This is a genomic window from Cupriavidus sp. GW823-FHT07A04 (assembly GCF_058794615.1).
Genome location: NZ_JBXAHA010000001.1, coordinates 308523 through 333830 on the forward strand (window position 1 = coordinate 308523; position 25308 = coordinate 333830).

26 protein-coding genes are annotated in these 25308 nt (G+C 66.1%); 22 read left to right on the plus strand and 4 right to left on the minus strand.

The window, feature by feature from the left end; translation table 11 throughout:
- Positions 1 to 16: 16 nt before the first annotated feature.
- The 7 genes from AC1Q7Q_RS01410 (at position 17) to AC1Q7Q_RS01440 (ending at position 6213) form a co-directional block, all read left to right on the plus strand.
- Positions 17 to 325: a DUF2818 family protein gene (locus AC1Q7Q_RS01410; protein WP_492375498.1), complete on the plus strand. Its 309-nt coding sequence runs from the start codon at positions 17 to 19 to the stop codon at positions 323 to 325.
- A gap of 52 nt (positions 326 to 377) precedes the next feature.
- Positions 378 to 1001, plus strand: coding sequence for an NUDIX domain-containing protein (locus AC1Q7Q_RS01415; RefSeq protein ID WP_150983757.1), 624 nt, complete (start codon positions 378 to 380; stop codon positions 999 to 1001).
- Between the two features lie 1169 nt (positions 1002 to 2170).
- Positions 2171 to 2620, plus strand: a complete 450-nt coding sequence (locus AC1Q7Q_RS01420) for a DUF1178 family protein (protein WP_492376148.1) — start codon at positions 2171 to 2173, stop codon at positions 2618 to 2620.
- Between the two features lie 95 nt (positions 2621 to 2715).
- On the plus strand, positions 2716 to 3918 hold the full coding sequence (locus AC1Q7Q_RS01425; protein ID WP_492376149.1) for an acyl-CoA dehydrogenase family protein: 1203 nt from the start codon (positions 2716 to 2718) through the stop codon (positions 3916 to 3918).
- A gap of 13 nt (positions 3919 to 3931) precedes the next feature.
- Entirely contained in the window at positions 3932 to 5050 is a 1119-nt protein-coding gene (locus AC1Q7Q_RS01430) for an acyl-CoA dehydrogenase family protein (protein ID WP_150983763.1), read from the plus strand.
- 132 nt (positions 5051 to 5182) lie between these two features.
- Positions 5183 to 5632, plus strand: a complete 450-nt coding sequence (locus AC1Q7Q_RS01435) for a MaoC family dehydratase (protein WP_043344764.1) — start codon at positions 5183 to 5185, stop codon at positions 5630 to 5632.
- Positions 5633 to 5733: 101 nt separating this feature from the next.
- Entirely contained in the window at positions 5734 to 6213 is a 480-nt protein-coding gene (locus AC1Q7Q_RS01440; RefSeq protein ID WP_150983766.1) for a MaoC family dehydratase, read from the plus strand.
- 65 nt (positions 6214 to 6278) lie between these two features.
- On the opposite strand, the gene AC1Q7Q_RS01445 is transcribed toward AC1Q7Q_RS01440, so the two are convergent.
- The 4 genes from AC1Q7Q_RS01445 to AC1Q7Q_RS01460 all read right to left on the minus strand — a co-directional run bounded on the left by AC1Q7Q_RS01445 (position 6279) and on the right by AC1Q7Q_RS01460 (position 10810).
- Positions 6279 to 7580 (minus strand): MFS transporter, encoded by a 1302-nt coding sequence (locus tag AC1Q7Q_RS01445; RefSeq protein WP_492376150.1) that lies wholly within the window; start codon positions 7578 to 7580, stop codon positions 6279 to 6281.
- A gap of 9 nt (positions 7581 to 7589) precedes the next feature.
- A complete protein-coding gene (locus tag AC1Q7Q_RS01450) occupies positions 7590 to 8426 on the minus strand; it encodes an alpha/beta fold hydrolase (RefSeq protein WP_492376151.1) in 837 nt (278 codons plus the stop codon).
- Positions 8427 to 8469: 43 nt separating this feature from the next.
- Positions 8470 to 9237 carry an SDR family oxidoreductase gene (locus AC1Q7Q_RS01455; protein WP_492376152.1) on the minus strand — a complete coding sequence of 256 codons (768 nt, stop codon included), beginning with the start codon at positions 9235 to 9237 and terminating at the stop codon, positions 8470 to 8472.
- A gap of 85 nt (positions 9238 to 9322) precedes the next feature.
- Positions 9323 to 10810 (minus strand): flavin-containing monooxygenase, encoded by a 1488-nt coding sequence (locus AC1Q7Q_RS01460; protein WP_492376153.1) that lies wholly within the window; start codon positions 10808 to 10810, stop codon positions 9323 to 9325.
- A gap of 347 nt (positions 10811 to 11157) precedes the next feature.
- On the opposite strand from AC1Q7Q_RS01460, the gene urtA reads away from it, so the two are divergent.
- The 15 genes from urtA (at position 11158) to AC1Q7Q_RS01535 (ending at position 25300) form a co-directional block, all read left to right on the plus strand.
- Positions 11158 to 12423, plus strand: a complete 1266-nt coding sequence (gene urtA, locus AC1Q7Q_RS01465) for an urea ABC transporter substrate-binding protein (protein ID WP_150983768.1) — start codon at positions 11158 to 11160, stop codon at positions 12421 to 12423.
- Between the two features lie 184 nt (positions 12424 to 12607).
- Positions 12608 to 14245, plus strand: coding sequence for an urea ABC transporter permease subunit UrtB (urtB, locus tag AC1Q7Q_RS01470; protein WP_492376154.1), 1638 nt, complete (start codon positions 12608 to 12610; stop codon positions 14243 to 14245).
- Positions 14245 to 15450: an urea ABC transporter permease subunit UrtC gene (urtC, locus tag AC1Q7Q_RS01475; RefSeq protein WP_492376163.1), complete on the plus strand. Its 1206-nt coding sequence runs from the start codon at positions 14245 to 14247 to the stop codon at positions 15448 to 15450. Before urtB ends, urtC begins: the two co-directional genes overlap by 1 nt.
- Entirely contained in the window at positions 15447 to 16295 is an 849-nt protein-coding gene (gene urtD / locus AC1Q7Q_RS01480) for an urea ABC transporter ATP-binding protein UrtD (RefSeq protein ID WP_492376155.1), read from the plus strand. Before urtC ends, urtD begins: the two co-directional genes overlap by 4 nt.
- Before the next feature lie 33 nt (positions 16296 to 16328).
- On the plus strand, positions 16329 to 17021 hold the full coding sequence (gene urtE, locus AC1Q7Q_RS01485; RefSeq protein ID WP_006156811.1) for an urea ABC transporter ATP-binding subunit UrtE: 693 nt from the start codon (positions 16329 to 16331) through the stop codon (positions 17019 to 17021).
- A 241-nt stretch (positions 17022 to 17262) separates the two neighbouring features.
- On the plus strand, positions 17263 to 18135 hold the full coding sequence (locus AC1Q7Q_RS01490) for an urease accessory protein UreD (protein ID WP_492376156.1): 873 nt from the start codon (positions 17263 to 17265) through the stop codon (positions 18133 to 18135).
- Between the two features lie 66 nt (positions 18136 to 18201).
- On the plus strand, positions 18202 to 18504 hold the full coding sequence (locus AC1Q7Q_RS01495; RefSeq protein ID WP_043351444.1) for an urease subunit gamma: 303 nt from the start codon (positions 18202 to 18204) through the stop codon (positions 18502 to 18504).
- Between the two features lie 32 nt (positions 18505 to 18536).
- The gene (locus AC1Q7Q_RS01500; RefSeq protein ID WP_492376157.1) at positions 18537 to 19160 is read left to right on the plus strand and encodes a HupE/UreJ family protein; all 624 of its coding nucleotides are present in this window, start codon (positions 18537 to 18539) and stop codon (positions 19158 to 19160) included.
- A gap of 28 nt (positions 19161 to 19188) precedes the next feature.
- On the plus strand, positions 19189 to 19494 hold the full coding sequence (locus AC1Q7Q_RS01505; protein ID WP_492376158.1) for an urease subunit beta: 306 nt from the start codon (positions 19189 to 19191) through the stop codon (positions 19492 to 19494).
- The gene (ureC, locus tag AC1Q7Q_RS01510) at positions 19494 to 21212 is read left to right on the plus strand and encodes an urease subunit alpha (protein ID WP_492376159.1); all 1719 of its coding nucleotides are present in this window, start codon (positions 19494 to 19496) and stop codon (positions 21210 to 21212) included. Before AC1Q7Q_RS01505 ends, ureC begins: the two co-directional genes overlap by 1 nt.
- Before the next feature lie 9 nt (positions 21213 to 21221).
- Complete coding sequence (gene ureE / locus AC1Q7Q_RS01515) at positions 21222 to 21851, plus strand: urease accessory protein UreE (RefSeq protein WP_492376160.1); 630 nt, start codon at positions 21222 to 21224, stop codon at positions 21849 to 21851.
- A 104-nt stretch (positions 21852 to 21955) separates the two neighbouring features.
- Positions 21956 to 22513 (plus strand): endonuclease domain-containing protein, encoded by a 558-nt coding sequence (locus AC1Q7Q_RS01520; protein ID WP_492387121.1) that lies wholly within the window; start codon positions 21956 to 21958, stop codon positions 22511 to 22513.
- A complete protein-coding gene (locus tag AC1Q7Q_RS01525; protein ID WP_492376718.1) occupies positions 22510 to 23202 on the plus strand; it encodes an urease accessory protein UreF in 693 nt (230 codons plus the stop codon). The genes AC1Q7Q_RS01520 and AC1Q7Q_RS01525 overlap by 4 nt, the downstream gene beginning before the upstream one ends.
- 49 nt (positions 23203 to 23251) lie before the next feature.
- Positions 23252 to 23884 (plus strand): urease accessory protein UreG, encoded by a 633-nt coding sequence (gene ureG, locus AC1Q7Q_RS01530; RefSeq protein ID WP_492376719.1) that lies wholly within the window; start codon positions 23252 to 23254, stop codon positions 23882 to 23884.
- 396 nt (positions 23885 to 24280) lie between these two features.
- Positions 24281 to 25300: a threonine/serine dehydratase family protein gene (locus tag AC1Q7Q_RS01535; protein WP_492376720.1), complete on the plus strand. Its 1020-nt coding sequence runs from the start codon at positions 24281 to 24283 to the stop codon at positions 25298 to 25300.
- The last annotated feature ends 8 nt before the right edge of the window (positions 25301 to 25308 follow it).

Consider the following 25308-nt stretch of genomic DNA (forward strand, 5'->3'; position numbering starts at 1 on the left):
ACGGCGGCGTAGCGATATGAGTTCATCTGCGGCGGGCTGGTTTGTCATCTTGCTGGCATTGGTCTGTGCCAACCTGCCGTTCATCAACCAGCGGCTGTTCGCGCTGATTCCGCTGCATTTCGCCAGGAAGCCGCTGTGGATGAGGCTGGCTGAGTTGATCACCTGGTATGTGGTGGCAGGCCTGGCCGGCTTCGCCGTGGAGGCGGGGCTGGGCAACGCCTTCCCGCAGGGCTGGCAGTTCTACGCCATTACCGCTTGCATGATGCTGGTGTTCGCCTTCCCGGGCTTCACCTGGCAGTACCTCGTCAAACATCGCGCGGCTTGACAGCCGGGTAGCGAAGGCGCCCGGGCCGGCCGCGTCCGGACCCGGAGCTTTCATGAGCGACAAGATTGACACGCTGGACGCTAGCGAGATCGCCGCTGGCGGCGATCAAGGCCTGAAGGAAGTGTGCGTGGCGTCCGCCACGCTGCACACAGGCAAATTCCTCACTCTCAAGCAAGATATCGTCAAGCTGCCCGACGGCAAGCATGCCGGGCGGGAATACGTGCTGCATCCGGGCGCGGTGATGATGATCCCGCTGTTCGACGATGGCACCGTGCTGCTGGAGCGGCAGTACCGCTATCCGGTTGGCGAAGTGATGCTGGAGTTTCCTGCCGGCAAGCTGGATCCCCAGGAAGGCGCGCAGCGCTGCGGCGAGCGCGAGTTGCGGGAGGAAACCGGCTACAGCGCGCGGCGTTGGGATTACCTCACGCGCATCCATCCCGTCATTTCTTATTCCACCGAGTTTATCGATATCTTCCTGGCGCGGGATCTGACCGCCGGGCCGGCGCAGCTCGATGAAGGCGAATTCCTCGAGACGTTCATCGTGCCGGCGGGGCAGGTGATCGATTGGGTGCGCTCGGGGCGGATTACCGATGTGAAGACGATTATTGGGGCGTTTTGGCTGGAGAAGGTGGTGTCGGGGGTTTGGGGGGCGGGGGAGCAGGTGTTACCGGGATAAAGGGGGGTGTGGGGAAGGGCAGAACCGTTGGCGCTTGTTGCCTTGGTTGGGTTTTCTTTGTGCGGCGTTGGTTTTTGGACCCAAGGGCCATACGACATCCCCCTGCGGGGGCTGCCGGTCACTTTTCTTTGACCGGCAAAGAAAACTAACGAAAAGAAAGCCGCCCTGCCGGGAGCAGAGCAATAAGGCTTATGTGGGGCAGTGGTTGCGTCGTACGGCCCGGAGTGTTGGCGAGCCAATCCTACCGACCCAAAGGGCATCGTTTCTGCATGATCCAATGGTTACGTGGTGCGGCCCCTGACCTCGTGCGCGGTGACCGTTCCCACATCTGCCGTTCGCGGGGCGAAGTGCTGCGCCGTATCGGGCGTGACTGGTTTCGTGGTTTTGTCTCGGAGGACGAGCGCGGTGAGGTGCAAGCGCGGCCCTCGCGGACGGGCCACGGTGCCCATCACGAAACCAGGGGGGGCCGGTAGCAAGGTGCCGCTCGCGCCGGTACGGCAGGGCCTCAAATGGCCGGGCGCCCGCCGCCAGAGACAAAACCACGAAACCACCGAGGCAGGCAAGATCGTGGCGCTACGCACCGCGAACGGCAGATGCCCGAACGCGCACCGAGCAAAGCGATCAGGGGCACCACCACGCGACCATTGGGGCATGCAGAAACGATGCCCTTTGGGTCGGTAGGATTGGCTAGCCAACACTCCGGGCCGTACGACGCAACCACAGAGGCAAAACAGCCTGATTGCTCTGCTCCCGGCAGGGCGGCTTTCTTTTCGTTAGTTTTCTTTGCCGGTCAAAGAAAAGTGACCGGCAGCCCCCGCAGGGGGATGTCGTATGGCCCTTGGGTCCAAAAACCATCGCCGCTCAAATAAACAGCGACCAACCCAAAAGGGCGATGTCGTACGGCACCTTGGCTGCAAAAGCCAACACCGCCCCAACCCCAAGCCAGACCCCAACAACCAATAGCGCCCGCAAGAGACCAGACGCCCTAACGCATCCCACCTCCCAACAGCGTAAAATCCCATTTAGCCGTGTGATCGCAGCCATACCTCATCCCCGTTTGCACAAGGCTCCCCGCCAAGGGCGCGCATAATGGCTGCAAAAAAATTAGCACGACCGTTCACAAAATTCCGTTTCGCGGATACTATAGCTTTCGACGGGCTGGAAACATCATGAAGGTGCTCGACCTGCGCTGCGCGCAAGACCATCGTTTCGAGGGCTGGTTTGCTTCGGAGGACGACGCGCAATCGCAGATTTCGCGAAATCTCGTCCAATGTCCGGTCTGCGAAGACCATGCCATCACCCGGCTGCCCAGCGCGCCGCGCCTGAATCTCTCGGGAGCGGCCGCCGCGCCGGCGGGCAATCCGGCCGGGGCGAAGGCCCCTGTGGCGCCGGCCACACTGCAGTCGCTTTACCTGAAGGCGGTAAAGCAGGTGCTGGCGCGGACCGAGGATGTGGGCGAACGCTTTGCCGAAGAGGCCAGGCGCATGCACTACGACGAAGCGCCGGAACGCGGGATCCGCGGCACGGCGTCGCCGGACGAAGTGCAGGCCCTTGCCGAAGAAGGCATCGATACTTTCCAGCTCGTGGTGCCCGATGCGCTCAAGCAGACGGCTCACTGAATAGCGTCCTGTGCCCAAGGCAGTGTTCTTGCCGGCGCATGACGCGCTAGCTAGAACAATCTGCCGGTCTCACACCGGCATCACTGGAGACGGGCATGGATCTCAACTATTCGGCGTCCGACGATGCCTTCCGCGCCGAAGTGCGCGGCTGGCTGGAGGCCAACCTGCCGGCGGAAATCAGCAGCAAGATTCTGAACCACCGCCGCCCCAACCGCAACGACCTGGTGCGCTGGCACAAGCTGCTGGCGGGCCGTGGCTGGTCCGCGCCGCACTGGCCGGTGCAGTATGGCGGCACGGGCTGGAATGCCACGCAGCGCCATATCTGGGACGAGGAAAATGCCCGCGTCGGCGCGCCCGGCGTGCTGCCCTTTGGCGTGGCCATGGTCGCGCCCGTGATCATGAAGTACGGCAGCGAGGAGCAGAAGTCGTACTACCTCCCGCGCATCCTGGATTGCACCGACTGGTGGTGCCAGGGTTACTCAGAGCCGGGCTCGGGTTCCGACCTGGCGTCGCTGAAGACCCGCGCCGAGCTGACCTCGGACGGCAAGCACTACATCGTCAACGGCCAGAAGACCTGGACCACGCTCGGCCAGCACGCCGACATGATCTTCTGCCTGGTCCGCACCGATTTCGAAGCCAAGAAGCAAGAGGGCATCTCCTTCCTGCTGATCGACATGAAGACCCCGGGCATCACCGTGCGCCCGATCATCATGCTCGACGAAGAGCATGAAGTGAACGAAGTGTTCTTCGACAACGTCCAGGTGCCGGTGGAAAACCGCGTCGGCGAAGAAAACCGCGGCTGGACCTACGCCAAGTACCTGCTCGGCCATGAGCGCACCGGCATCGCCCGCGTGGGCAACTCCAAGCGTGAGCTGGGCTTCCTCAAGCGTGTGGCCAAGCAACAGCAGAAGAACGGCCGCCCGTTGCTGGAAGACCCGCTGTTCGGCGCCAAGGTTGCCGCGCTGGAGATCGAGCTGATGGCGCTGGAGCTGACCGTCCTGCGCGTGGTGTCGAGCGAGAGCGCTGGCAAGGGCCCCGGCCCCGAGGCATCGATGCTCAAGATCAAGGGCACCGAGATCCAGCAGATGCTGACCGAGCTGATGGTGGAGGCCGTCGGCCCCTACGCCCAGCCGTTCGACACCGCCTACCTGGAATGCGAGCACGAACACGCGGTGACTGGCTACGACGACGCCGCGCCGCTGGCCGCTTACTACTTCAACTATCGCAAGACCTCCATCTACGGCGGGTCCAACGAAATTCAGAAGAACATCATCAGCCAGATGATCCTGGGGCTGTGAGGAGACACGCGATATGAACTTCAATCTCAGCGACGAACAGAAGCAACTGGCTGACGCCGTCCACCGCTTCATCGACAAAGACTACGATTTCGAGACCCGCAAGAAGGGCATCAAGGCCGAAGCTGGCCATAGCGATGCCGCCTGGGGCGCGCTGGTCGAGCTCGGCCTGACCGCGCTGCCGGTGCCGGAAGCGCAGGGCGGCTTCTCGGGCACGCCCATCGACATGATGGTGGTGATGCAGGAGCTGGGCCGCGGCCTGGTGGTCGAGCCGTACTTCGCCACCGTGGTTGCCGCCTACGCGCTCAAGCTGGCCGGCGGCCAGGATGCGCTGCTGGAGCAGGTTGCCGGCGGCGAGCTGAAGCTGGCCACCGCCTTCAACGAGCCGCATGCCCGCTATGCGCTCAACGATGTGCGCGTGACGGCCAAGGGCGGCAAGCTCAATGGCCGCAAGGTCGTGACCATTCACGGCGCGCAAGCCGGCAAGCTGGTCGTCTCGGCCCGCACCAGCGGCGCCGATGCCGACACCAATGGCATCTCGCTGTTCCTGGTGGACCCGAAGGCAGCCGGCGTCAGCATTACCGACTACCGCACCATCGACAACCTGCGCGCCGCCGATATCACCTTCAAGGACGCACAGGGCGAACTGCTGGGCACCGAAGGCGCGGCGTTTGCGCTGATCGAGCAGGTGGCCGACTACGCCGCCGTGCTGCTGTGCGCGGAGGCCGTCGGCGTGATGGACACGCTCAACGCCGCCACGCTGGAATACGCCAAGACCCGCCAGCAGTTCGGCGTGCCGATCGCGCGTTTCCAGGCGCTGCAGCACCGCATGGTGGAGATGTTCATCCACGCCGAGCAATCGCGTTCCATCACGTTGCTGGCCGCCGCCAAGTTCGACGAGGCCAGCCCGGAAGAACGCCGTCGCTTTGCCTCGGCGGCCAAGGCGCGCGTGGGCCAGGCGGCTCGCTCGGTCGGCCAGGAGGCCGTGCAGATCCACGGCGGCATGGGCGTTACCGACGAACTGCCGGCGGCGCACATGTTCAAGCGCCTGACGCTGATCAACACCACCTTCGGGGATGTCGATCATCACCTGTCGCGCTTTGCGACACAGCCGGGCTTCCTGGAAACGGTCTGATCCAGGTTGAATCAAAAAACCGCGCCGGTTGTCCCAGGCGCGGTTTTTTGTTATGAATTGATCTCGTATTTTCTGCCGCGATTCTCGCGCCTCGCATCTCGCATCTCGCATTCATCGTTGACGGAGCGGTTCATGTCCACCCTGTATTTCGAAGATTTCGCCGTCGGCAGCAAGCGCGACCTCGGGTCCCACCTGGTGACGGAGGAGGAGATCCTCACCTTCGCCCGCCAGTATGATCCCCAGCCCTTCCACATCGACAAGGAAGCCGCGCAAAAAAGCATCTACAAGAACCTGATCTCCAGCGGCTGGATGACCTGCTCGATCATGATGCGCCTGCTGGTGGACAACATGACCTCCAAGGCCGCCAGCATGGGCTCGCCTGGCGTGGATGAAATCCGCTGGCTCAAGCCGGTCTATGCGGGCGATACGCTGAGCGTGTCGCTGGTGGTGCTGGATGCGCGCGCTTCCTCGTCCAAGCCGGACCGCGGCGTGGTCCACACCCAGTGGGAAGCCACCAACCAGCGCGGCGAACTGGTCTGCACCGTCAAAGGCATGGGCATGTACGGACGGCGGCCCGCCTGACGTTTCTCAAGCCTCATCCCGGCCATCCCGGCCACTACAGACAACACGTGCAACACGTGCAACACGTGCAACACGTACAACACGTACAACAAGGAGACACCATGCGTACCATCGCTTCGCTCGAAGAACTGGAAAGCCTGCAAGGCCAGGAAGTGGCCGTCAGCGACTGGATCGAGATCACCCAGCAGCAGGTCAACCAGTTCGCCGAAGCCACTGGCGATCACCAATGGATTCACGTGGACGTGGAGCGCGCCCGCCGCGAATCGCCGTTCGGCGGCCCGGTGGCGCATGGCTTCCTGACGTTGTCGCTGCTGCCGGCGTTCATGCACAACGCGCTCGATATGCCGGGCGTCAAGATGGGCGTCAACTATGGCCTGAACCGCGTGCGCTTTACCGCGCCGGTGCCGGTCGGCAGCCGCCTGCGCGCGCGCGTGAAGCTGCTCTCGGTGGAGCGCCTGGAGCCCCTGCCGAACGCGCCCGCGCTGGTCGGCGCCCAGTCCAACTGGGAAGTCACGGTAGAGCGCGAGGGCAGCGAGCGCCCGGTGTGCGTGGCGGAATCCATCAGCCGCCGTTACTCGTAAGCCTGACAGGCCGCGACGGCCGCCACGGCCGTCGCGGCCAGGTGGCGGCCATCCCAGAGCGCAGCTCAGGCCGGCGAACGCGCGGCCGCTATATCTTGCGGCGAGGCCGCGAGCGCCTTTGCGGAACGCTCGGGATTGATCCAGCATAAGCCAATCACGCCACTTGCCAGCAGCAGCAGGGCGTTGATCGTGAAGCCCGCATCAAAGCCGCCGTTCATGCCATGGCGCTGCACCAGTTGCCCCACCACCGCCGGCGCCAGGATGCCGGCCAGCGTGATCAGCGCCGTGTGGATCGACAACACGCTGCCGCGCTGGCTCTCCGGCACGATCTGCGCGAGCATGGCCGGCGTCAGGGCGAATGCCACGGGCGGCAGGCATGCCGCCACGGCAATCAGCAAGGTCTTGGGCACCGGCGCCAGCGTGATCGATGCGATCGCCAGGTACACGCCGCCGCCTGCCAGCGCGGCCACCGAGATCAGCGCGCCACGCGCGAGCCGCGACGATGCACCTGCGCGCAGCATGCGCTGCGACAGCCAGCTAAGGATCAGCGTGACGGGCATGGCCGAGGCCACGATGGCCGCATACCAGCGCCCGGTGGTGACCGGGTCGAAGCCCAGGCCTTTTTCCAGGTAGGCGGGCAGCCAGGTCAGCCCCAGCGCCAGCGCCCAGTATGCGCAAAAGCCAATGGCCAGGCAGGCCAGCACGGTCGGGTCGCGGAAGATGCGCCGATAGGGCAGGCGCACGGGCGTGGCCGCGGTGCCGGCGCGTGGTGCGCTTGCCTGCGTGAGCGGTCCCTCGCGTCCCACGCAGAGCCACATTGCGCTCCACGCCATGCCGATGCCGGCCAGGATCATGAAATTGGCGCGCCAGCCCCATCGGATCGTCACCAGCGGGATCAGCAGTCCTGCCAGCAGCAGGCCTACGGTGGCCCCCTGGTTGATCATCGCCACTGGCAGGTTGCGCTTGTGGTCCGGAAACCATTTGAACAGCGCGTGCACGGAGATCGGGAAGGCTGGCCCTTCGGCTGCGCCAAGCAGCATGCGGCACACCAGGATGGTCATGGCCGATCCCGCCAGCGCCAGCGGGACCTGCAGCACAGCCCACGACAAGCCCATCGCCAGTAGCAGCCAGCGCGCAGCCACGCGATTGGACAGAAAGCCGACCAGCACGGTGGATAGCGAGAACAGCCAGAAGAAGCTGCTGGCGATCAGGCCGAACTCGGCCGGCGGCAGCTTCAGGTCTGCCATCAGCGGCACGGCGACCATGCCCAGCACGATCTTGTCGAGGAAGTTGATCAGCGAAAGCCAGGTCAGCATCGAGGCCATGGCCCAGGCGCTGCGTGGCTGGTAGGACGCAAGTGTGTTCATCGGTCAGCCTTAAGATCGGTTCAACGTGTTGGCTTGGCGCTCGCTTGTGCTGGTGGTCGCAGAATCCAGGTGCTGCTCGATCAGTGCGAGCAGGCGCTCGGGCTGTTCCAGCATCACCAGGTGCCCGCTGTCGATCTCCGCGTAGCTGGCACCACTGATCGCCGCGGCGAGCGCTTGGCAATGCGCCGGCGGCACCATCTGGTCGTGGCGCATGCCGATCACGAGCGTGGCGGCGCGGATGCGGGGCAACAGCGGCGTGATGTCGATGATGGCGTCGAGCCCGGCCTGGCGGTCGCTGCCGGGCGCCAGGCTCGCGCCGAAGCGCCGCAGCATGCCCTCCACGGTGGCGTCGTCCATGCACGCGATAAAACGCTCCGATACGCCATTGAGCAGGACCATGCGCGCCAGTTGATGGCGGTCCGACCGCGCCAGCGACTGCCACAGCGTAAACAGCAGGCGCATGCGGCTATCGGTGCGCGCCCAGGCGCCAAACAAGACCAGGCGCCGCACGCGTTCCGGCATCAGCGCGGCCGCGGTGGCGGCCACCACGCCGCCTAGCGAATAACCGACCAGGTCCACGGGCTGGTCTCCCGCCAGCGCCATGCAGTCGCGCACCTGTCCGACCAGCGCATCGAGCGTCAGTGGCGCGCCGTCGTCACGGGTTTCACCAGAGCCCGCAAGGTCCGGCGCCAGGCAGCGCCTGCGCTGCGCGAGCCCGGGCAGCAGCGCTGCCCAGTTGGTTTCCGCGCTGGAACTGGTGCCGTGCACAAGAAGAGTCGGCCGTCCGCTGCCGGCCTCGATCAGGCTGGTTCGGATAGGCACCGACGCGATTTCCAGACGTTGCATGTCGAACTCCCTTGGCTTCTTTTGGCGGGCTGGGTGGACAGGCTTACTGGGCGGTGATGCCGCCATCGACCGTGAACTGCGAGCCCGTGATGTAGCGGCCCTCGTCGCTGGCCAGCAGCAGGAACACGCCGACGATTTCCTCTGGCGTAGCCAGGCGGCCAAGGGGCGTGAAGGCTTCGATGCGCGCGCGTGCGGTGCCGCCACCGGCATCGCGCTGGTCCAGCGCGCCCTGGACCATCGGCGTGTCGACGAAGCCGGGGTGGATGGAGTTGACCCGCACCGGCGGATTGAGCGTGGCGCCGTGCAGGGCGGCGGAGCGCGTGAGCAGCGTGACGCCGCCCTTGGCCGCGCAGTAGGCGGCAACCTGCGCGCCGCCCACCTGGCCGTAGACCGAGGAAACATTGACGATGGAGCCACCCGCACCCATCAGCGGCAGCGCGGCGCGGCAGCCCAGGAATACGCCGGTCAGGTTGACGTCGAGCGTGCGCTGCCAGTCGGCCAGCGTGCAATCCGCCACCGAGCCGCGCAGCGCGATGCCAGCGTTGTTCACCAATACGTCCAGTTTGCCGTGCCGTTCGCGCACCGCGCCCATGGCGGCTTCCCAGTCCGCCTCGCTGGTGACATCCAGCGTTTGGTAATGCGCTTGCACGTCTTGCGCCCGCAGCGCTTGCGCCAGGATTGTCCCGGTGGCATCGTCGATGTCGGCGAGCACCACGCGCGCACCGGCTTGCGCCGCCGCGCGCGCAAACGCCGCGCCCAGGCCGGACGCGGCGCCGGTGACCATGACCACTTTGTCTTGCAGCCGCTGCATGTGAAGTCTTCCTCGAACGGTGGGTGTCAATGCAATCGATGTCGTCGATGTCGTCGATGTGGCAGGTGCCGGCGGCCGGGCAATGCTAGGGCCGCTCGCCGGCATGGCGCAGCATAAAGTGCCCCCAGTCCGGCTTGCGCGTCTTCCACCAATAGGCGGTGGCATGGCTCGACCAGTTGTTGATGACCCTGCCGCTGGCCGACTTGTACCAACTGCTGCACGAGCCCGCCCACGCGGTCTGGCCAATGGCCGCCTGCAACGCCTGGTTGAAGCGCGTCACCACCTCCGGGCGCACCTCCATGGAGGCGAAGCGCGCCGAGCGGCAGGCCTGGATGCACCGCAGGACATAGCGGGCCTGGCACTCGAGCATGAAAATGATGGAGTTGTGGCCCAGGTTGGTATTGGGGCCGTACAGCACGAACAGGTTGGGAAATCCCGGCGCCGTCATGCCGAGATACGCCTCGGGATCCTCGCGCCACTGATCGGCCAGGGTGTGGCCGTGGCGGCCGGTGATGCGGATCGGCGCGAGGAAGGAGCGGGCGTCGAAGCCGGTGGCGAAGACGATGGCGTCGGCCCGATGCCTGGCGCCGTCGGCCGTGACCACGGCGTCGGATTCGACGCGCTCGATGCGGGCGGTCTCGACATGGACGTTCGGCCGCTTGAGCGCCTGGTAGAAATCGTCGGAGATCAGGATGCGCTTGCAGCCGATCGGGTAATCGGGCGTGAGCTTGGCGCGCAGCACCGGGTCGGGAATCATGTGCGCGAGGTAGCGGCGCGCCAGCGTTTCCAGTTCCCGGTTGCGGCCGCTGTCCCGCTGCATGCGCCCGAAGCGCAGTTCACGCTGCAGGTAGAGGTGCCAGCGATGCAGCCGGGCAGTCCACGGGTGCCGTTCGAAGCGCGCCTGTTGTCCGGGCGTATAGGCCTCGCCGTTGCGCGGCAGCACCCAGTTGGCGCTGCGCTGGAATACCGTCAGCTTGCCCGCTTCCGGCGCGATGCGCGGGATGAACTGCAGCGCGCTGGCGCCATTGCCGATCACCGCGACCTGCTTGCCGCGCAGATCGGCGTCATGCCGCCAGCGCGCGGAGTGGAAGGCCGTGCCGGCAAAGTGATCCAGTCCTGCAATATCCGGTGTCAGCGGGCGGTTGAGCTGCCCGGTGCCGCTGACGAGGATGCGCGCGGCGATGGTGTCGCCGTTGCTGGTGCGCACTCGCCACAGGCAGGCGGCTTGGTCGTAGCGCGCCTCGGTGACCTCCGTGCCGAAGCGGATATGCCCGAGCAGCCCGAAGCGCTCGGCGCAGTGCTGCAGGTAGCGATGGATCTCCGGCTGGGGCGAGTATGCGCTGGACCAGTCCGGCTTGGGCGCGAACGAGAAACTATAAAGATGGGAGGGGATGTCGCAGCCGCAGCCCGGGTAGGTGTTGTCCCGCCAGGTGCCGCCCACCGTGCCGGCCTTCTCCAGCACGACAAAGTCGTCGACGCCGGCTTGCTTGAGCTTGATGCCCATGCACATGCCGGCCACACCGGCGCCGATGATGACGATCTGGTCCGCGCCGGGCGTCGTTGACGCTTTCAATGGGCTGTCTCCGTCGTGCTTTTTCTGGGTAGTCGCGGCGCATGCGGCAACGCCTTGGCGCGCAATCGAGAGGCCACCATAGAGCCGATTGCGGATTCGGGCAAGGCACGGCGCAACATGCGTGCCGCCATGTGCCCCAATCTGAATCAGCCGGCGGCGGCGCACAGGCTTGGTGCGTTACGTTTGCGCACTATCGTGGTGCGATAGGTGGCCTGGCGGCCTCTGGAGGCTCGCCAGGCCGTGTGCACAGCCTTGTATACAAGCTTGTATGCCATGGCATGCTAGTTGCAGAAGAGGTACCCGGGGTGCGTTGTTCCTTTATCCAACACGACAATCTGGGAGCTGCAATGAAAAGACGTGACATGCTGAAGCTGTCGGCGGTAGCCGCCGCGGCCTTGTTTGCAACGGCAGGCGTGAGCCCGCTGGCATTGGCGCAGTCCAAGGAGCCGATCAAGGTCGGTATCCTGCATTCGCTGTCCGGCACCATGGCCATTTCCGAGACTTCGCTCAAGGACGTGGCGCTGATGACCATCGACGAGATCAACAAGAGCGGCGGCGTGCTTGGCCGCAAGCTTGAGCCGGTCGTGGTCGATCCCGCTTCCAACTGGCCGCTGTTCGCCGAGAAGGCGCGCCAGCTGATCACCAAGGATAAGGTTGCCGTCACGTTCGGCTGCTGGACCTCGGTGTCGCGCAAGTCGGTGCTGCCCGTTTATGAAGAGCTGAACTCGCTGCTGTTCTATCCGGTGCAGTACGAAGGCGAGGAAATGTCCAAGAACGTCTTCTACACCGGCGCGGCGCCCAACCAGCAGGCCATTCCCGCGGTGGAATACCTGATGAGCAAGGAAGGCGGCGGCGCCAAGCGCTTCTTCCTGCTGGGCACCGACTACGTCTACCCGCGCACCACCAACAAGATCCTGCGCGCCTTCCTGAAGAGCAAGGGCGTGGCGGACAAGGATATCGAAGAGGTCTACACGCCGTTTGGCCACAGCGACTACCAGACCATCGTCGCCAACATCAAGAAGTTCTCGCAAGGCGGCAAGACCGCCGTGATCTCCACCATCAACGGCGACTCCAACGTGCCCTTCTACAAGGAACTGGGCAACGCAGGCCTGAAGGCCAAGGACGTGCCGGTGGTGGCATTCTCGGTGGGCGAGGAAGAACTGCGCGGCATCGACACCAAGCCGCTGGTGGGCCACCTGGCCGCGTGGAACTACTTCATGTCGGTCAAGAACCCGGAAAACGAAGCCTTCAAGAAGCAATGGGCGGCGTGGGTCAAGGCGAACAACCTGCCGGGCGGCGACAAGCGCGTGACCAACGACCCGATGGAAGCCACCTACGTGGGCATCCATATGTGGGCGCAGGCCGTCAAGAAGGCCGGCACGACCGATCCCGACAAGGTGCGTGCCGCGATGTATGGCCAGACCTTCAAGGCGCCGGACGGCTTCACCCTGACCATGGGCGAGAACCATCACCTGTACAAGCCGGTGATGATCGGCGAGATCAAGGGCGATGGCCAGTTCACGGTGGTGTGGAAGACGCCCAAGGCCGTGCGCGCGCAGCCGTGGAGCCCGTTCATCGCGGGTAACGAAGGCAAGCCGGACAAGGTGATGTAAGCAGGGCTCCCGCCTGGCGCTCTCCTGCTCCCCCGCTTGGCCTCGCGGCTGGTGAGAGAGGGGAGGGCGCCAGGCAGTGCCTTTGCCTCTTCGCATGCTGTCCGCCGCTTCGGCGCGGTGGCGGCAAATCGTCACGCCGATCAAGGTGACGCGCGTGCTTCGCCGCGCGCGACTCGCAAACCTTATGCACCGACCCTTATCGTTCTCTCTCGCTTCACGGTTGCGCGCCATGCTGGCCGCGCTGCTCCTGCTGGCTGCGTGCCCGCTGTGGGCCGCGCCGCTCACGCAGGCCGACCTGAAGCCGCTGGCCGAAGACGACTTCGACGCCAAGACCGCCGCGATCACCGCACTGACCAAGGCTCCGGTGGCGCAGGCCGGCCCCATCCTCAAGGCCTTGCAGGACGATACGCTGCAATATGCGCCCGGCGTCGGCATGGTGCGCCAGGACGGCGACAAGCTGGTGGACGCGATCAGCGGCACGCCGGTCACGGTCAAGCCCGATGCGCTCGAAGCGCTCACCCTGAACAACAGCCTGCGCGCGATGGTGGACAGTGCCGCCAGCAGCACGCTGCTGCAATCGCCCGATGCGGCGGTGCGCACGCAGGCAGTCAATACGCTGCTGGACCAGCCGGGCAGCGCATCGCGCCCGGTGGTGGAGGCCGCGCGCAAGGCCGAGGCCGACGCCGGCCTGCGCACCAAGCTCGATGTGATCTGGGCAAATATCGTGCTGGCCGATGGCAGCCGCGACGATCGCCTCGAAGCCATCCGCATCCTTGGCCGCGACAGCAATCCGCAGAGCCGCCAGAAGTTGCAGCCGCTGCTGGAAAAGGACGCCGCCGGCAATTTTCGCGAGCCCGACGCCGAACTGCGCGGCGCCGCGCAGCAGGCGCTCGACGCCCTGCGCGGCGACCAGCGCCGCGCCGAGCTGATCGGCAACCTCTTTGCCGGCCTGAGCCTGGGCAGCGTGCTGCTGCTCGCCGCGCTGGGGCTGGCCATCACTTACGGCCTGATCGGCGTCATCAATATGGCGCACGGCGAATTCCTGATGATCGGCGCGTACGCCACGTACATGGTGCAGGGCGTGTTCCGCGCGCACTTCGCCAGCGCGTTCGACTGGTACCTGCTGTTCGCGTTGCCCGCATCGTTCCTCGCCTCCGCCGTGGTTGGCTTCGTGCTGGAGCGGCTGGTGCTGCGCCATCTCTACGGCCGCCCGCTGGAAACGCTGCTGGCCACCTTCGGCGTGAGCCTGCTGCTGATGCAGGCGGTGCGCACGCTGTTTGGCGCGCAGAACGTGGAAGTGGCCAATCCATCCTGGATGAGCGGCGGCATCGAATGGCTGCCCGGCATGGTGCTGCCGTACAACCGCATGGTCATCATCGTGTTTGCGCTGGCGGTGGTGGCGGTGGCCTGGGCCGTGCTCAACCGCACCCGCCTTGGCCTGTTCGTGCGCGCCACCACGCAGAACCGCACCATGGCGGCTTGCGTGGGCGTGCGCACCTGGAAGGTGGATAGCTACGCCTTTGCCTTTGGCGCGGGCATCGCTGGCCTGGGCGGCTGCGCGCTGTCGCAGATCGGCAATGTCGGCCCTGACCTCGGGCAAGCCTACATCATCGACTCCTTCATGGTGGTGGTGCTGGGCGGCGTGGGGCAGCTCGCGGGCACCATCATTGGTGCTTTCGGGCTGGGCCTGATCAACAAGTTCATCGAGCCGTTCTATGGCGCGGTGCTGGCCAAGATCTTTGTCCTGGTGCTGATTGTGCTCTTCATCCAGAAGCGCCCGCAGGGACTGTTCGCGCTCAAAGGGCGCAGCGCGGAGGCATGATGAAGACTTCACTCTCGAATCCATCCACGGCGGGTTTCCGGCTGGCCGTGCCGGAGCGCCAGCCGCTGTTCTCCGGGCGCAGCTGGACCGCCTTGCTGGTGATCGCGCTGGTGGTGGGCATCGGCGTGCCGGTGTGCGCGCTGCTGGTGCCCGAAGGCCATCCCATGCATCTGTCGGCCTATGCGCTGACGCTGATCGGCAAGATCATGTGCTTCGCGCTGGCCGCGATCGCGCTGGACCTGGTATGGGGCTACTGCGGCATTCTCAGCCTCGGCCACGGCTTGTTCTTCGCGCTTGGCGGCTATGCCATGGGCATGTACCTGATGCGCAGCATTGGCCGCGAAGGCGTCTACAAGAGCGACCTGCCGGACTTCATGGTGTTCCTCGACTGGAAGGAGATGCCGTGGTTCTGGCACGGCACCGAGCATCTCGGTTACGCGATGCTGCTGGTGGTGCTGGTGCCGGGCGTGCTGGCGTGGCTGTTCGGCTTCTTCGCCTTCCGCTCGCGCATCAAGGGCGTGTACCTGTCCATCATCACGCAGGCCATGACATACGCCGCCATGCTGCTGTTCTTCCGTAACGAGACGGGCTTTGGCGGCAACAACGGCTTCACGGATTTCAAGCGCATCGCCGGCTTTGCCGTGGCCGCGCCGCAGACCCGTACCGCCTTGTTCGTGCTGACGTTCCTTGCCCTGCTGGCCGGCTTCATCGCCTGCCGCTACATCGTGACGTCCAAGCTCGGCCGGGTCGTGACCGCGATCCGCGATGCCGAGATGCGCGTGATGTTCTCGGGCTACAACCCGCTTGGCTACAAGCTGTTCGTGTGGACCTTTTCGGCCGTGCTGTGCGGCATCGCCGGCGCGCTCTACGTGCCGCAGGTGGGCATCATCAACCCGGGCGAGATGTCGCCGGCCAACTCCATCGAGATGGCGGTTTGGGTGGCCGTGGGCGGACGCGGCACGCTGATCGGCCCGATCATCGGCGCCTTTATCGTCAACGGCGCCAAGACCATGTTCACGGCCTACTTCGCGGAGTACTGGCTGTTCCTGCTGGGCGCGATGTTCGTGCTGGTGACGCTGTACATGCCGGATGGCGTGATCGGCCTGCTCAAGCGCGCGCGTGCCTTGCGCGCCAGCCCGCAGGCCACGCCGGGCAACGCGGCGAATGCGCCGGCGGCCGCCACCCGCAGCGGAGGGGAAGCATGAACGCAGCACTGGGAGCACAACAGGCCGAAAGCGGCGGCACCACGGGCCTTGGCCGCGTCATGGAGCCGGGCGTCATCGACGTCTCGCACGGCCCCATCCTTTACCTGGAAGACGTGACCGTGCAGTTCGACGGTTTCCGCGCGCTGAACAAGCTGACGCTGTCGATCGACCACGGCGAGCTGCGCTGCGTGATCGGGCCCAATGGCGCGGGCAAGACCACCATGATGGACGTGATCACCGGCAAGACCGGGCCGCGCAACGCCAACGTGAGCGGGCGCGTGTTCCTCGGCCAGAGCATCGACCTGATGCGCATGACCGAGCCCAAGATCGCGCAGACCGGCATCGGCCGCAAGTTCCAGAAGCCTACCGTGTTCGAGCAGCACGAAGTGTGGGAGAACCTGGAGCTGGCGACGAAGGGCGACAAACGCTGGTTCACTGCATTGCGCGCGCGCCTGGGCGCCGAAGGGCATCGCCGCATCGAGGAAACGCTGGCGCTGACGGGGCTGGAGGACGAGGCCTATCGTCCGGCCGGCTTGCTGTCGCACGGGCAGAAGCAGCGGCTGGAAATCGGCATGCTGCTGATGCAGAAGCCGCAGTTGCTGCTGCTGGACGAGCCGGTGGCCGGCATGACCGATGAAGAAACCATGCAGCTGGCCAAGCTGCTCAACAGCCTGCGCGGCACCTGCTCGATGATGGTGGTGGAGCACGACATGGAGTTCGTCGCCGCACTGGCCGGCGATGAGGGCAAGGTGACGGTGCTGGCCGAGGGCAGCGTGCTGGCCGAAGGCACGCTCGACGCCGTCAAGCGCGAGGAGCGCGTGATCGAATCCTATCTCGGCCGCTAGGCGCAGGGCCGGATCGAAAAAAGGAACGAGACTATGTTGCAGGTCAATGCACTCAACCAGTTCTACGGCGGCAGCCACATCCTGCGCAACGTCACCTTCGAGGTGCCGCAAGGCAAGCTGACGACCTTGCTTGGCCGCAATGGCGTGGGCAAGAGCACCTTGCTCAAATGCCTGATGGGCGTGGTGCCGACCAAGAGCGGCAGTATCAGCTGGGCGGGGCAGGCGCTGGAGAAAAAGCCGCCGTATGAGCGCGTCGCATCGGGGCTGGCCTACGTGCCGCAAGGCCGCGAGATCTTCCCGCGCCTGACGGTGGAAGAGAACCTGCTGATCGGCGCGGCCAGCCTCAAGAGCCCGTCGGGCGTGCCGGACCGCATCTACCAGTTGTTTCCCGTGTTGCGCAGCATGCGCCAGCGCCGCGGCGGCGATCTCTCCGGCGGCCAGCAGCAACAGCTGGCGATCGGCCGCGCGTTGATGAGCGAGCCCGAACTGCTGATCCTGGACGAGCCGACCGAAGGCATCCAGCCCTCGATCATCCAGGACATCGGGCGCGCGCTGCGCCTGCTGGTGGACGAGTTCGGCATGACGGTGCTGCTGGTGGAGCAATATTACGAATTCGCCCGGCACCTGGCAGATCATTACGTGGTGATGAGCCGCGGCGAAGTGGTGGCAAGGGGCGAGGGCGCGAAGATGGAAGAGGAGGGCGTGCGGGAGCTCATCGCGGTGTGATGCGACACGCGGTGCCGCATGATCGTAGTGCTGGTGTGTTCCCCCTCTCCCGCTGTGCGGGAGAGGACGGACGCTTGCCGGCAGCCGATCGGGTGCCGTCCCGAATGTGGCCTCGAGTGCGGCCTCGGATGCCGCTTCGAATGCCGCCTCGAATACCACTTCCAGTGCCCCCGGCTGCGCGCTATGATGCCCGCATCCAGGGCACGATGCATTGCCGGCTGCCTCCGCCATTCCAACATTCATGCGTCATCCCGACTTTCCTTCGACCCTCGCCGTGCCACCCGCATGGGAGGCCAGCCTGCGCCTGCGCTTTGCCGCGCGCGCCGAGCGCAGCGCGCTGGTCGAGCGCCGGCACCAGGGGCCGTTGCTGGTGCAAAAGCCACTCTATCCCGAGGGCTCGATCTGCCACGTGGTGATCCTGCATCCGCCCGCGGGCGTGGCCGGCGGCGACAGCCTGGACATCGACGTGACGGTGGGCGCCGGCGCCCATGCGGTGCTGGCGACGCCTGGCGCCACCAAGTGGTACAAGTCGCTCGGCCGGGAGGCCGCGCAGCGCGTCACGCTGACGCTGGAAGCCGGCGCGCGGGTGGACTGGCTGCCGCAGGAGAACATCGTTTTCGATGACGCGCACGCGCGCCTTGCCACCACCGTGACGGTGGCGCCCGGTGCCAGCGCGATCGGCTGGGATGCGGTCGTGCTGGGCCGGCAGGCCAGCGGCGAGACCTGGAGCCGCGGCACGCTGGGCATGGAGACCCGGGTGCAGGGCGGCGGCAAGCGCGCGCTGTGGATCGAGAGCGCGCAGCTGGACGCGGCGTCTGCGCTGCGCCAGGCGGTGGCCGGGCTGGACGGGCTCAATGTCATGGGCACGCTGTGGGCGGTAGGTGACGGTGCCACGCAGGAACTCGCCGAGATGCTGGCCGAGCAGCTGCCGTATCGGCCGGACCTGCGCGCCGGCGTGACGCGGCTCGAGCAGGACGGCCAGTCGATGCTGCTGCTGCGCGTGCTGGGCGCGCAGATGGAAGCGGTCAGGCACTTGATGGTCACGGCGTGGAGCGCGCTGCGCGAACCGATCCACGGTGTGCCGGCCAGGCCCCTGAGGCTGTGGGCGACGTAGGTGCCGACGCAAGCATTGTTCATCGCACACCGCACGGACAACACAAAAAACAACGGGAATACCAAGATGGAACTCACTCCGCGAGAGAAGGACAAGCTGTTGATCTTCACCGCCGCGCTGCTGGCCGAGCGCCGCCGCGCGCGCGGGCTCAAGCTCAACTATCCCGAGGCGGTGGCCTTGATCACCGCCGCCATCATGGAAGGCGCACGCGACGGCCGCTCCGTGGCGGAGCTGATGCATGAGGGCACGACCGTGCTCTCGCGCGAGGACGTGATGGATGGCGTGGCCGAGATGATCCCGGATATTCAGGTGGAAGCGACTTTCCCCGACGGCACCAAGCTGGTCACCGTGCACCATCCCATCGTTTGAACAAGAGTTTGAACAAGACACGAGGTCAAGACATGAACCACTCCAACCGCTCGCGCGCCGTGAGGCTCGCCACCGTGGGCGCTTCGCTGGCGCTCGCCAGCGCCGCCGCCGTCGCGCATCCGGGCCATGACGCCACCACCGTTGGCGCCAGCCTGTTTGCCGGCTTGCTGCATCCTTTTACTGGCATGGATCACTTGCTCGCCATGGTGGGCGTGGGTGTGTGGAGCGCGCTGGGTGCGCGCTCGCCGCGCGAAGCCTTGCGCATGCCCTTTGCCTTCGTGGCCTTGATGCTGTCTGGCGCGGTGCTCGGCCTCGCCGGCATGAGCCTGCCGCTGGTGGAGCCGATGATTGCCGCGTCGCTGCTGGTGATCGGCTTGCTGGTGGCACTGCGCGCCAAACTGCCGGCATGGGCGGGGATGGCCATCGTGGGCGGCTTCGCCGTCTTCCACGGCTATGCGCACGGATCCGAGTTGCCGGCCACGGCCGGCGCCTTGCCCGCGGTAGCGGCCTATGTGGGCGGCTTCAGCGTGGCCACGATGGTGCTGCACGCGGCCGGCATCGGCCTGGGCGGCGCGCTGCGCCGCCACGCGGGCTGGCTGGCACGGCTGGCCGGTGCGGGCGTGGCGCTGTATGGCGTCGGCCTGATGGTTGCCTGAGCGCACTGACCTCGACAAGGAACCCATCATGATCCCCGGTGAACTGATGCCCGCGCAGGGCGAGATCGAACTGAACGCCGGCCGTGCCACGGTCAGCGTGGCGGTGGCCAACACCGGCGACCGCCCGGTCCAGGTCGGCTCGCATTTCCATTTCTACGAGACCAACCCCGCGCTGGATTTTGACCGCGAGGCCGCGCGCGGCTTCCGCCTGAATATCGCCGCCGGCACTGCCGTGCGCTTCGAGCCGGGCCAGAGCCGCACGGTGGAGCTGGTGGCGCTTTCGGGCGCGCGCATCGTCTACGGCTTCAACGGCAAGATCATGGGAGCGCTGTGATGAGCGTGAAAATCTCCAGGCAGGCTTATGCCGAGATGTTCGGCCCCACCACCGGCGACCGCCTGCGGCTGGCCGACACCGGGCTCATCATCGAGGTGGAGAAGGACTTCACCGTCTACGGCGAGGAAGTGAAATTCGGCGGCGGCAAGGTGATCCGCGACGGCATGGGGCAGAGCCAGCGCATGGCCAAGGACTGCGTCGACACGGTCATCACCAATGCGCTGATCGTCGATCACTGGGGCATCGTCAAGGCCGACATCGGCCTCAAGGACGGGCGCATTGCCTCCATCGGCAAGGCCGGCAACCCGGACATCCAGCCGGGCGTGACGATCGTCGTCGGGCCGGGCACCGAGGTGATCGCGGGCGAGGGCATGATCGTCACCGCTGGCGGCATCGACAGCCACATCCACTTCATCTGCCCGCAACAGATCGAGGAGGCGCTGATGAGCGGTGTCACCACCATGATCGGTGGCGGCACCGGGCCGGCCACCGGCACCTTTGCCACCACCGTCACACCCGGCCCCTGGTTCATGGAGCGCATGCTGCAGGCGGTGGAGGCCTATCCGATGAATATCGGCCTGCTCGGCAAGGGCAACGCCAGCCTGCCGGGGCCGCTGATGGAGCAGGTCGAGGCCGGCGCCATCGGGCTCAAGCTGCACGAGGACTGGGGTACCACGCCCGCGGCCATCGATAACTGCCTGAGCGTGGCGGATGCCACCGACACGCAGGTGGCGATCCACACCGATACGCTCAACGAGGCTGGCTTCGTCGAAGCCACCGTGGCCGCGTTCAAGGGCCGCACCATCCATACGTATCACACCGAAGGCGCGGGCGGCGGCCATGCACCCGACATCATCAAGGTGTGCGGCGAGCCCAACGTGCTGCCGTCGTCGACCAACCCGACGCGGCCGTACACCATCAATACGCTCGACGAACACCTCGACATGCTGATGGTCTGCCACCACCTGGACCCGTCGATCGCCGAGGACATCGCTTTCGCCGAAAGCCGCATCCGGCGCGAGACCATTGCCGCCGAGGACATCCTGCACGACCTCGGCGCGTTCTCGATGATCTCCAGCGATTCGCAGGCCATGGGCCGGGTTGGCGAGGTCATCATCCGCACCTGGCAGACCGCGCACAAGATGGCCGCGCAGCGCGGCAAGCTGCCCGGCGACCCCAACGACGCGCGCGGCGGGCATGACAATTTCCGCGTCAAGCGCTACATCGCCAAGTACACGATCAACCCCGCGCTCACGCACGGCATCGCGCACGAGGTGGGCTCGGTAGAAGTCGGCAAGTGGGCCGACCTGGTGCTGTGGAAGCCGGCCTTCTTCGGCGTCAAGCCGAGCCTGATCTTGAAGGGCGGGATGATCGCCGCGGCAGCGATGGGCGACCCCAACGCATCGATCCCCACGCCGCAACCGGTGCACTACCGCCCTATGTTCGCCGCCGCCGGACGCGCCCTGCACAAGTCATCGCTGACCTTCGTTTCGCAAGCGGCGCTGGCCGCCGATGTGGGCGGGCGCTACGGCCTGAACAAGGTGCTGTCGGCGGTACAAGGCACGCGCACCGTGGGCAAGCGCGACATGGTGCACAATGACTGGCAGCCGAACGTCACGGTGGATCCCGAGACCTACCAGGTGGTGGCCGACGGCCAGTTGCTGATCTGCGAGCCGGCTACCGTACTGCCGATGGCGCAGCGTTATTTCCTCTTCTGAAGGGCCGCTTTGCAAAAGATCGACAAACATCTCGCCGCCCCGCACGGCATCGCCGCCGTGCTGGTGCGCCGCGCGCCCAAGCTGGTGCTGCCTTTTTCCGAGCGCAGCAAAAGCCGCCTGCGCGCCACCCTCGACAACGGCGAAGACGTGGCGCTGTTCCTTGCGCGCGGCACCGTGCTGCGCGGCGGCGACCTGCTGGTCACCGAAGGTGGCGTCTTCGTTGAAGTGCAAGCCGCGCCGGAGTCCGTGCTGCAAGTCGGCGCCAGCGATCCGCAGGCACTGATGCGCGCGGCCTACCACCTTGGCAATCGCCACACGCCGGTGGAAGTGGGCCGCGACTACCTGCGCCTGGAATTCGACCCGGTGCTCGCGGACATGCTGGCCCGCCTCGGTGTGCAGGCCGAACGCGCGGAACTGCCGTTCGAGCCGGAAGCCGGCGCCTACGGCGGCGGGCACAAGCATGGGCACGATGCGACGTTTGCCGAGGACTATGCCGCGGCGCAGGCCGTATTCCATGAACATCATGGGCACGATCACGATCACGATCATGGCCATGCGCACAGCCATGACCACGGCGATAAACATGGCCACGACCACGCGCCGCATGTGCACGACGAGAGCTGCGGGCACAAGCACTGAGGCTTTGTCCCACACGTATGAGCAAGCCACCGCGCACCCAAACTCCGATGCCTGAACACCCCTCTCCCGCTTGCGTGAGAGGGGAGGGGGAGGAGGGCGAGCGGGTGCCGAAGCCCCAGTTCGCCAAATTGCTCCGTGCCAGCCAGACCGATGCCGAGCAGCGACTCTGGTATCGCCTGCGCGCCTATCGCTTCATGGGCCTCAAGTTCAGGCGCCAGAAGCAGATCGGTCCTTTTATTGCCGACTTTGTGTGCATGGAATTGAAGCTGGTGATCGAGGCTGACGGCGGGCAACACGGCGATGCGTCCGATGGCGCGCGCGACGCGTGGTTCAAGCGCAGCGGCTATACGCTCCTGCGTTTCTGGAATAACGAAGTGCTGGCGCAAACGGATGCCGTGCTGGAAAGAGTGCGTGAGGTAGTTTTGGAGCTGGGGCATATGGATGCGCCCGCCCTCTCCCCCAGCCCCTCTCCCGCGAGCGGGAGAGGGGAGCAAACCGGCTGCGCATCGGAGCATGCTAGATCGATATCGTCGACTTCGCCAACGCTCCCCTCTCCCGCTCGCGGGAGAGGGGTGGGGGGAGAGGGCGGGCGCTCGCCGAAGCCTGCGGCCTCCGAGCCCCCGGGCGACGCAAGTCAGCGCCTTATGCGCAAGCGCCCATGACCCAGCTCGCCCAACTCATCTCCCTGCTGCACCTCGCCTCGCCGGCGCTGCCGATCGGCGGCTTCAGCTATTCGCAAGGGCTGGAGGCCGCCATCGAGTGCGGCATGGTGCGCGATGCCGGCAGCGCGGAGCAGTGGGTGCGCAGCAACCTGCTGGACGTGCAGGCGCAGTGCGAAGCGCCCGTGTGGCTGCTGCTGTATCGCCATTGGCGCACGCTGGATGCAGCGCGGCTGGCCGAATGGAACGACTGGTTCCATGCCACGCGCGAAAGCGCCGAGTTGCGGCTGGAGACGGAGCAGATGGGCTGGTCGCTGGCGCGGCTGGTGGCGCAGATGGCGTGGGGCGATGCCGCACTGCGCGCGCAGTTGGCAGCGTTGTCGCCGGTGTGCCTGCCTACTGCCTTTGCCGCGGCTTGCGTGGCGCTGGACGTGAATGAGCGCGACGGCCTGGCGGCTTATTGCTTCAGCTGGGCGGAGAACCAGGTGTCGGCGGCGCTCAAGGCGGTGCCGCTGGGGCAGGTGGCCGGGCAGCACATCCTGCGCCGGCTGCATCCCGCGGTGCTGGAGACTGTCGACGAGGCCGTGCGGCGCGCCGCTGCCGAGCCACCGCAGCTGTCCACTTTTTCCCCGATGCTGGGGCTGCTGTCCGCGCGCCATGAGACGCAGTACTCGCGGCTGTTCCGTTCCTGAAGCGAACCACGGCAGCATTCAAACGATTCCCCAAGACAAGATGTCCACCATGACCCAGGCTCGTACCAAGAAGAATCCCCCGTTGCGCGTCGGCGTGGGCGGCCCCGTCGGTTCCGGCAAGACTACCTTGCTGGAGATGCTGTGCAAGGCCATGCGCGAGCGCTATGACCTGGTCGCCATCACCAACGATATCTACACCAAGGAAGACCAGCGCCTGCTGACCATCTCCGGCGCCTTGCCGGCGGAGCGCATCATGGGCGTGGAAACCGGCGGCTGCCCGCACACCGCGATCCGCGAGGATGCCTCGATCAACCTGGAAGCGGTCGAGCGCATGCTGGGCAAGTTTCCCGATGCCGACATCGTTTTCATCGAGTCCGGCGGCGATAACCTGGCGGCCACCTTCAGCCCGGAGCTGTCGGACCTGACCATCTATGTGATCGACGTGGCCGGCGGCGAGAAGATCCCGCGCAAGGGCGGACCGGGCATCACCAAGTCGGATCTGCTGGTGATCAACAAGACCGACCTGGCCCCTTATGTTGGCGCCAACCTGGAAGTGATGGAAAGCGATGCGCGCAAGATGCGTGGCGCGCGCCCGTTCGTGATGGGCAGCGTGAAGTCGGGGCAGGGGCTGGATGAGGTGATCGCATTCATCGAGCGCCAGGGCATGCTGGGGGTGTTGTAACGCGGGGCTGCCGCAACCGCGTCCTCAACGGCGGCGGGCACTGCGTGCACAGGGCATGGACGGCACGCTACGCCCTCGCATTCCACGCATGCCGCCGCAACGCCGCGGCTTGTGGCATACTTGCCGCTCCATGACGTTCCAAGCGCTCGCCCCTTCTTCGCTGTGCCGTACCACCGATACCGGTGGCGCTGCTGCATGCGTGGGTGCCGAGCTGCCGGTCGGGGTTGCCTGCACGTCCGGCGCGTCGTCGATTTCCTTCTCGTTCTCCATTATTCGAATTATCCGGGGTCGCTGAGCTGCGGCTTTGGCTGGTGCTCGGTGGCCCGTGGTCCCTCCCTTGCCGTGCACGGCCATAGGGGCTTGCACGCGACCAACCGATTCGATGGAGAACACCCGATGTCCGATCTTTCCGACCTGCGCGCGCACGCCCGCTATCCCTTGCTGACCGAAATCCAGAGCGCCGCGCGGCGCCTGCAAGGCAAGGTGCTGGAGACACCCGTTTGGCGCTGGCAGACCGGGGCGGCCCTGCAACTCGATGCCGGCACCGAGGTCTGGCTCAAGCTGGAACTGTTCCAGATCACCGGCACCTTCAAGGTACGCGGCGCGCTCAACAGCATCGAGCACATGGATGCCTCTGCGCGGGCGCGCGGCGTGGTGGCGGCCAGCGCTGGCAACCATGCCATGGCGGTGGCCTATGCGGCCAAGGTGGCCGGCGTCGGCGCCAAGCTGGCCATGCCGGCCACCGCCAGCCCCGCGCGCGTGGCGGCCTGCCGTGAGGCGGGCGCCGAGGTGCTGCTGCTGCCGGACGTGCACGCCGCTTTTGACCACGCGCTGCAGCTGGTGGCCGACGAGGGCCGCACCATGGTGCACCCCTACGACGGCCCGCTGATCGCGCAGGGCACCGCAACGGTCGGGCTTGAGCTGATGCGCCAGGTGGCTGGGCTGGATGCGGTGGTGGTGCCGGTGGGCGGTGGCGGCCTGTGCGGCGGCATTGCCGCGGCGGTCAAGCAGATCAATCCGGCTTGCCGGGTCTATGGGGTCGAGCCGGAGGGCGCCGATGCCATGAACCGCAGCTTCGAGGCCGGGCGGCCGCAAACGCTGGAGCGCGTCACGACGGTTGCCGACAGCCTGGGCGCGCCTTACGCGCTGGACTACAGCTACGGCGTGTGCCGCCAGTTTGTCGACGGCATGGTGCGCGTCTCCGACGAGGCGATACGCGCGGCCATGCGCATCCTCTATCGCGACATGAAGCTGGCCACGGAGCCGGCTACCGCGGTGTCCACTGCCGCGCTGCTGGGGCCGCTGCGCCAGACGCTGGCGGGCAAGAAGGTCGCGCTGATCGTGTGCGGGTCCAATCTCGACGCAGCGCGCTTTGCCGAACTGCTGGCAGTGGACGAGCCCGCCTGCGCTAGCTGAATCCGGCA

Coding starts and splice junctions, on each gene's coding strand:
- AC1Q7Q_RS01430 (WP_150983763.1), top strand. CDS start 3,932: ATGAACTTCAATCTCAGCGACGAACAGAAGCAACTGGCTGACGCCGTC.
- AC1Q7Q_RS01495 (WP_043351444.1), top strand. CDS start 18,202: ATGGAACTCACTCCGCGAGAGAAGGACAAGCTGTTGATCTTCACCGCC.
- AC1Q7Q_RS01535 (WP_492376720.1), top strand. CDS start 24,281: ATGTCCGATCTTTCCGACCTGCGCGCGCACGCCCGCTATCCCTTGCTG.
- AC1Q7Q_RS01415 (WP_150983757.1), top strand. CDS start 378: ATGAGCGACAAGATTGACACGCTGGACGCTAGCGAGATCGCCGCTGGC.
- AC1Q7Q_RS01410 (WP_492375498.1), top strand. CDS start 17: ATGAGTTCATCTGCGGCGGGCTGGTTTGTCATCTTGCTGGCATTGGTC.
- AC1Q7Q_RS01420 (WP_492376148.1), top strand. CDS start 2,171: ATGAAGGTGCTCGACCTGCGCTGCGCGCAAGACCATCGTTTCGAGGGC.
- ureG (WP_492376719.1), top strand. CDS start 23,252: ATGACCCAGGCTCGTACCAAGAAGAATCCCCCGTTGCGCGTCGGCGTG.
- AC1Q7Q_RS01505 (WP_492376158.1), top strand. CDS start 19,189: ATGATCCCCGGTGAACTGATGCCCGCGCAGGGCGAGATCGAACTGAAC.
- AC1Q7Q_RS01525 (WP_492376718.1), top strand. CDS start 22,510: ATGACCCAGCTCGCCCAACTCATCTCCCTGCTGCACCTCGCCTCGCCG.
- AC1Q7Q_RS01500 (WP_492376157.1), top strand. CDS start 18,537: ATGAACCACTCCAACCGCTCGCGCGCCGTGAGGCTCGCCACCGTGGGC.
- AC1Q7Q_RS01440 (WP_150983766.1), top strand. CDS start 5,734: ATGCGTACCATCGCTTCGCTCGAAGAACTGGAAAGCCTGCAAGGCCAG.
- ureC (WP_492376159.1), top strand. CDS start 19,494: ATGAGCGTGAAAATCTCCAGGCAGGCTTATGCCGAGATGTTCGGCCCC.
- urtE (WP_006156811.1), top strand. CDS start 16,329: ATGTTGCAGGTCAATGCACTCAACCAGTTCTACGGCGGCAGCCACATC.
- AC1Q7Q_RS01425 (WP_492376149.1), top strand. CDS start 2,716: ATGGATCTCAACTATTCGGCGTCCGACGATGCCTTCCGCGCCGAAGTG.
- AC1Q7Q_RS01490 (WP_492376156.1), top strand. CDS start 17,263: ATGCGTCATCCCGACTTTCCTTCGACCCTCGCCGTGCCACCCGCATGG.
- urtB (WP_492376154.1), top strand. CDS start 12,608: ATGCACCGACCCTTATCGTTCTCTCTCGCTTCACGGTTGCGCGCCATG.
- urtD (WP_492376155.1), top strand. CDS start 15,447: ATGAACGCAGCACTGGGAGCACAACAGGCCGAAAGCGGCGGCACCACG.
- AC1Q7Q_RS01445 (WP_492376150.1), bottom strand. CDS start 7,580: ATGAACACACTTGCGTCCTACCAGCCACGCAGCGCCTGGGCCATGGCC.
- urtC (WP_492376163.1), top strand. CDS start 14,245: ATGAAGACTTCACTCTCGAATCCATCCACGGCGGGTTTCCGGCTGGCC.
- urtA (WP_150983768.1), top strand. CDS start 11,158: ATGAAAAGACGTGACATGCTGAAGCTGTCGGCGGTAGCCGCCGCGGCC.
- AC1Q7Q_RS01450 (WP_492376151.1), bottom strand. CDS start 8,426: ATGCAACGTCTGGAAATCGCGTCGGTGCCTATCCGAACCAGCCTGATC.
- AC1Q7Q_RS01435 (WP_043344764.1), top strand. CDS start 5,183: ATGTCCACCCTGTATTTCGAAGATTTCGCCGTCGGCAGCAAGCGCGAC.
- AC1Q7Q_RS01455 (WP_492376152.1), bottom strand. CDS start 9,237: ATGCAGCGGCTGCAAGACAAAGTGGTCATGGTCACCGGCGCCGCGTCC.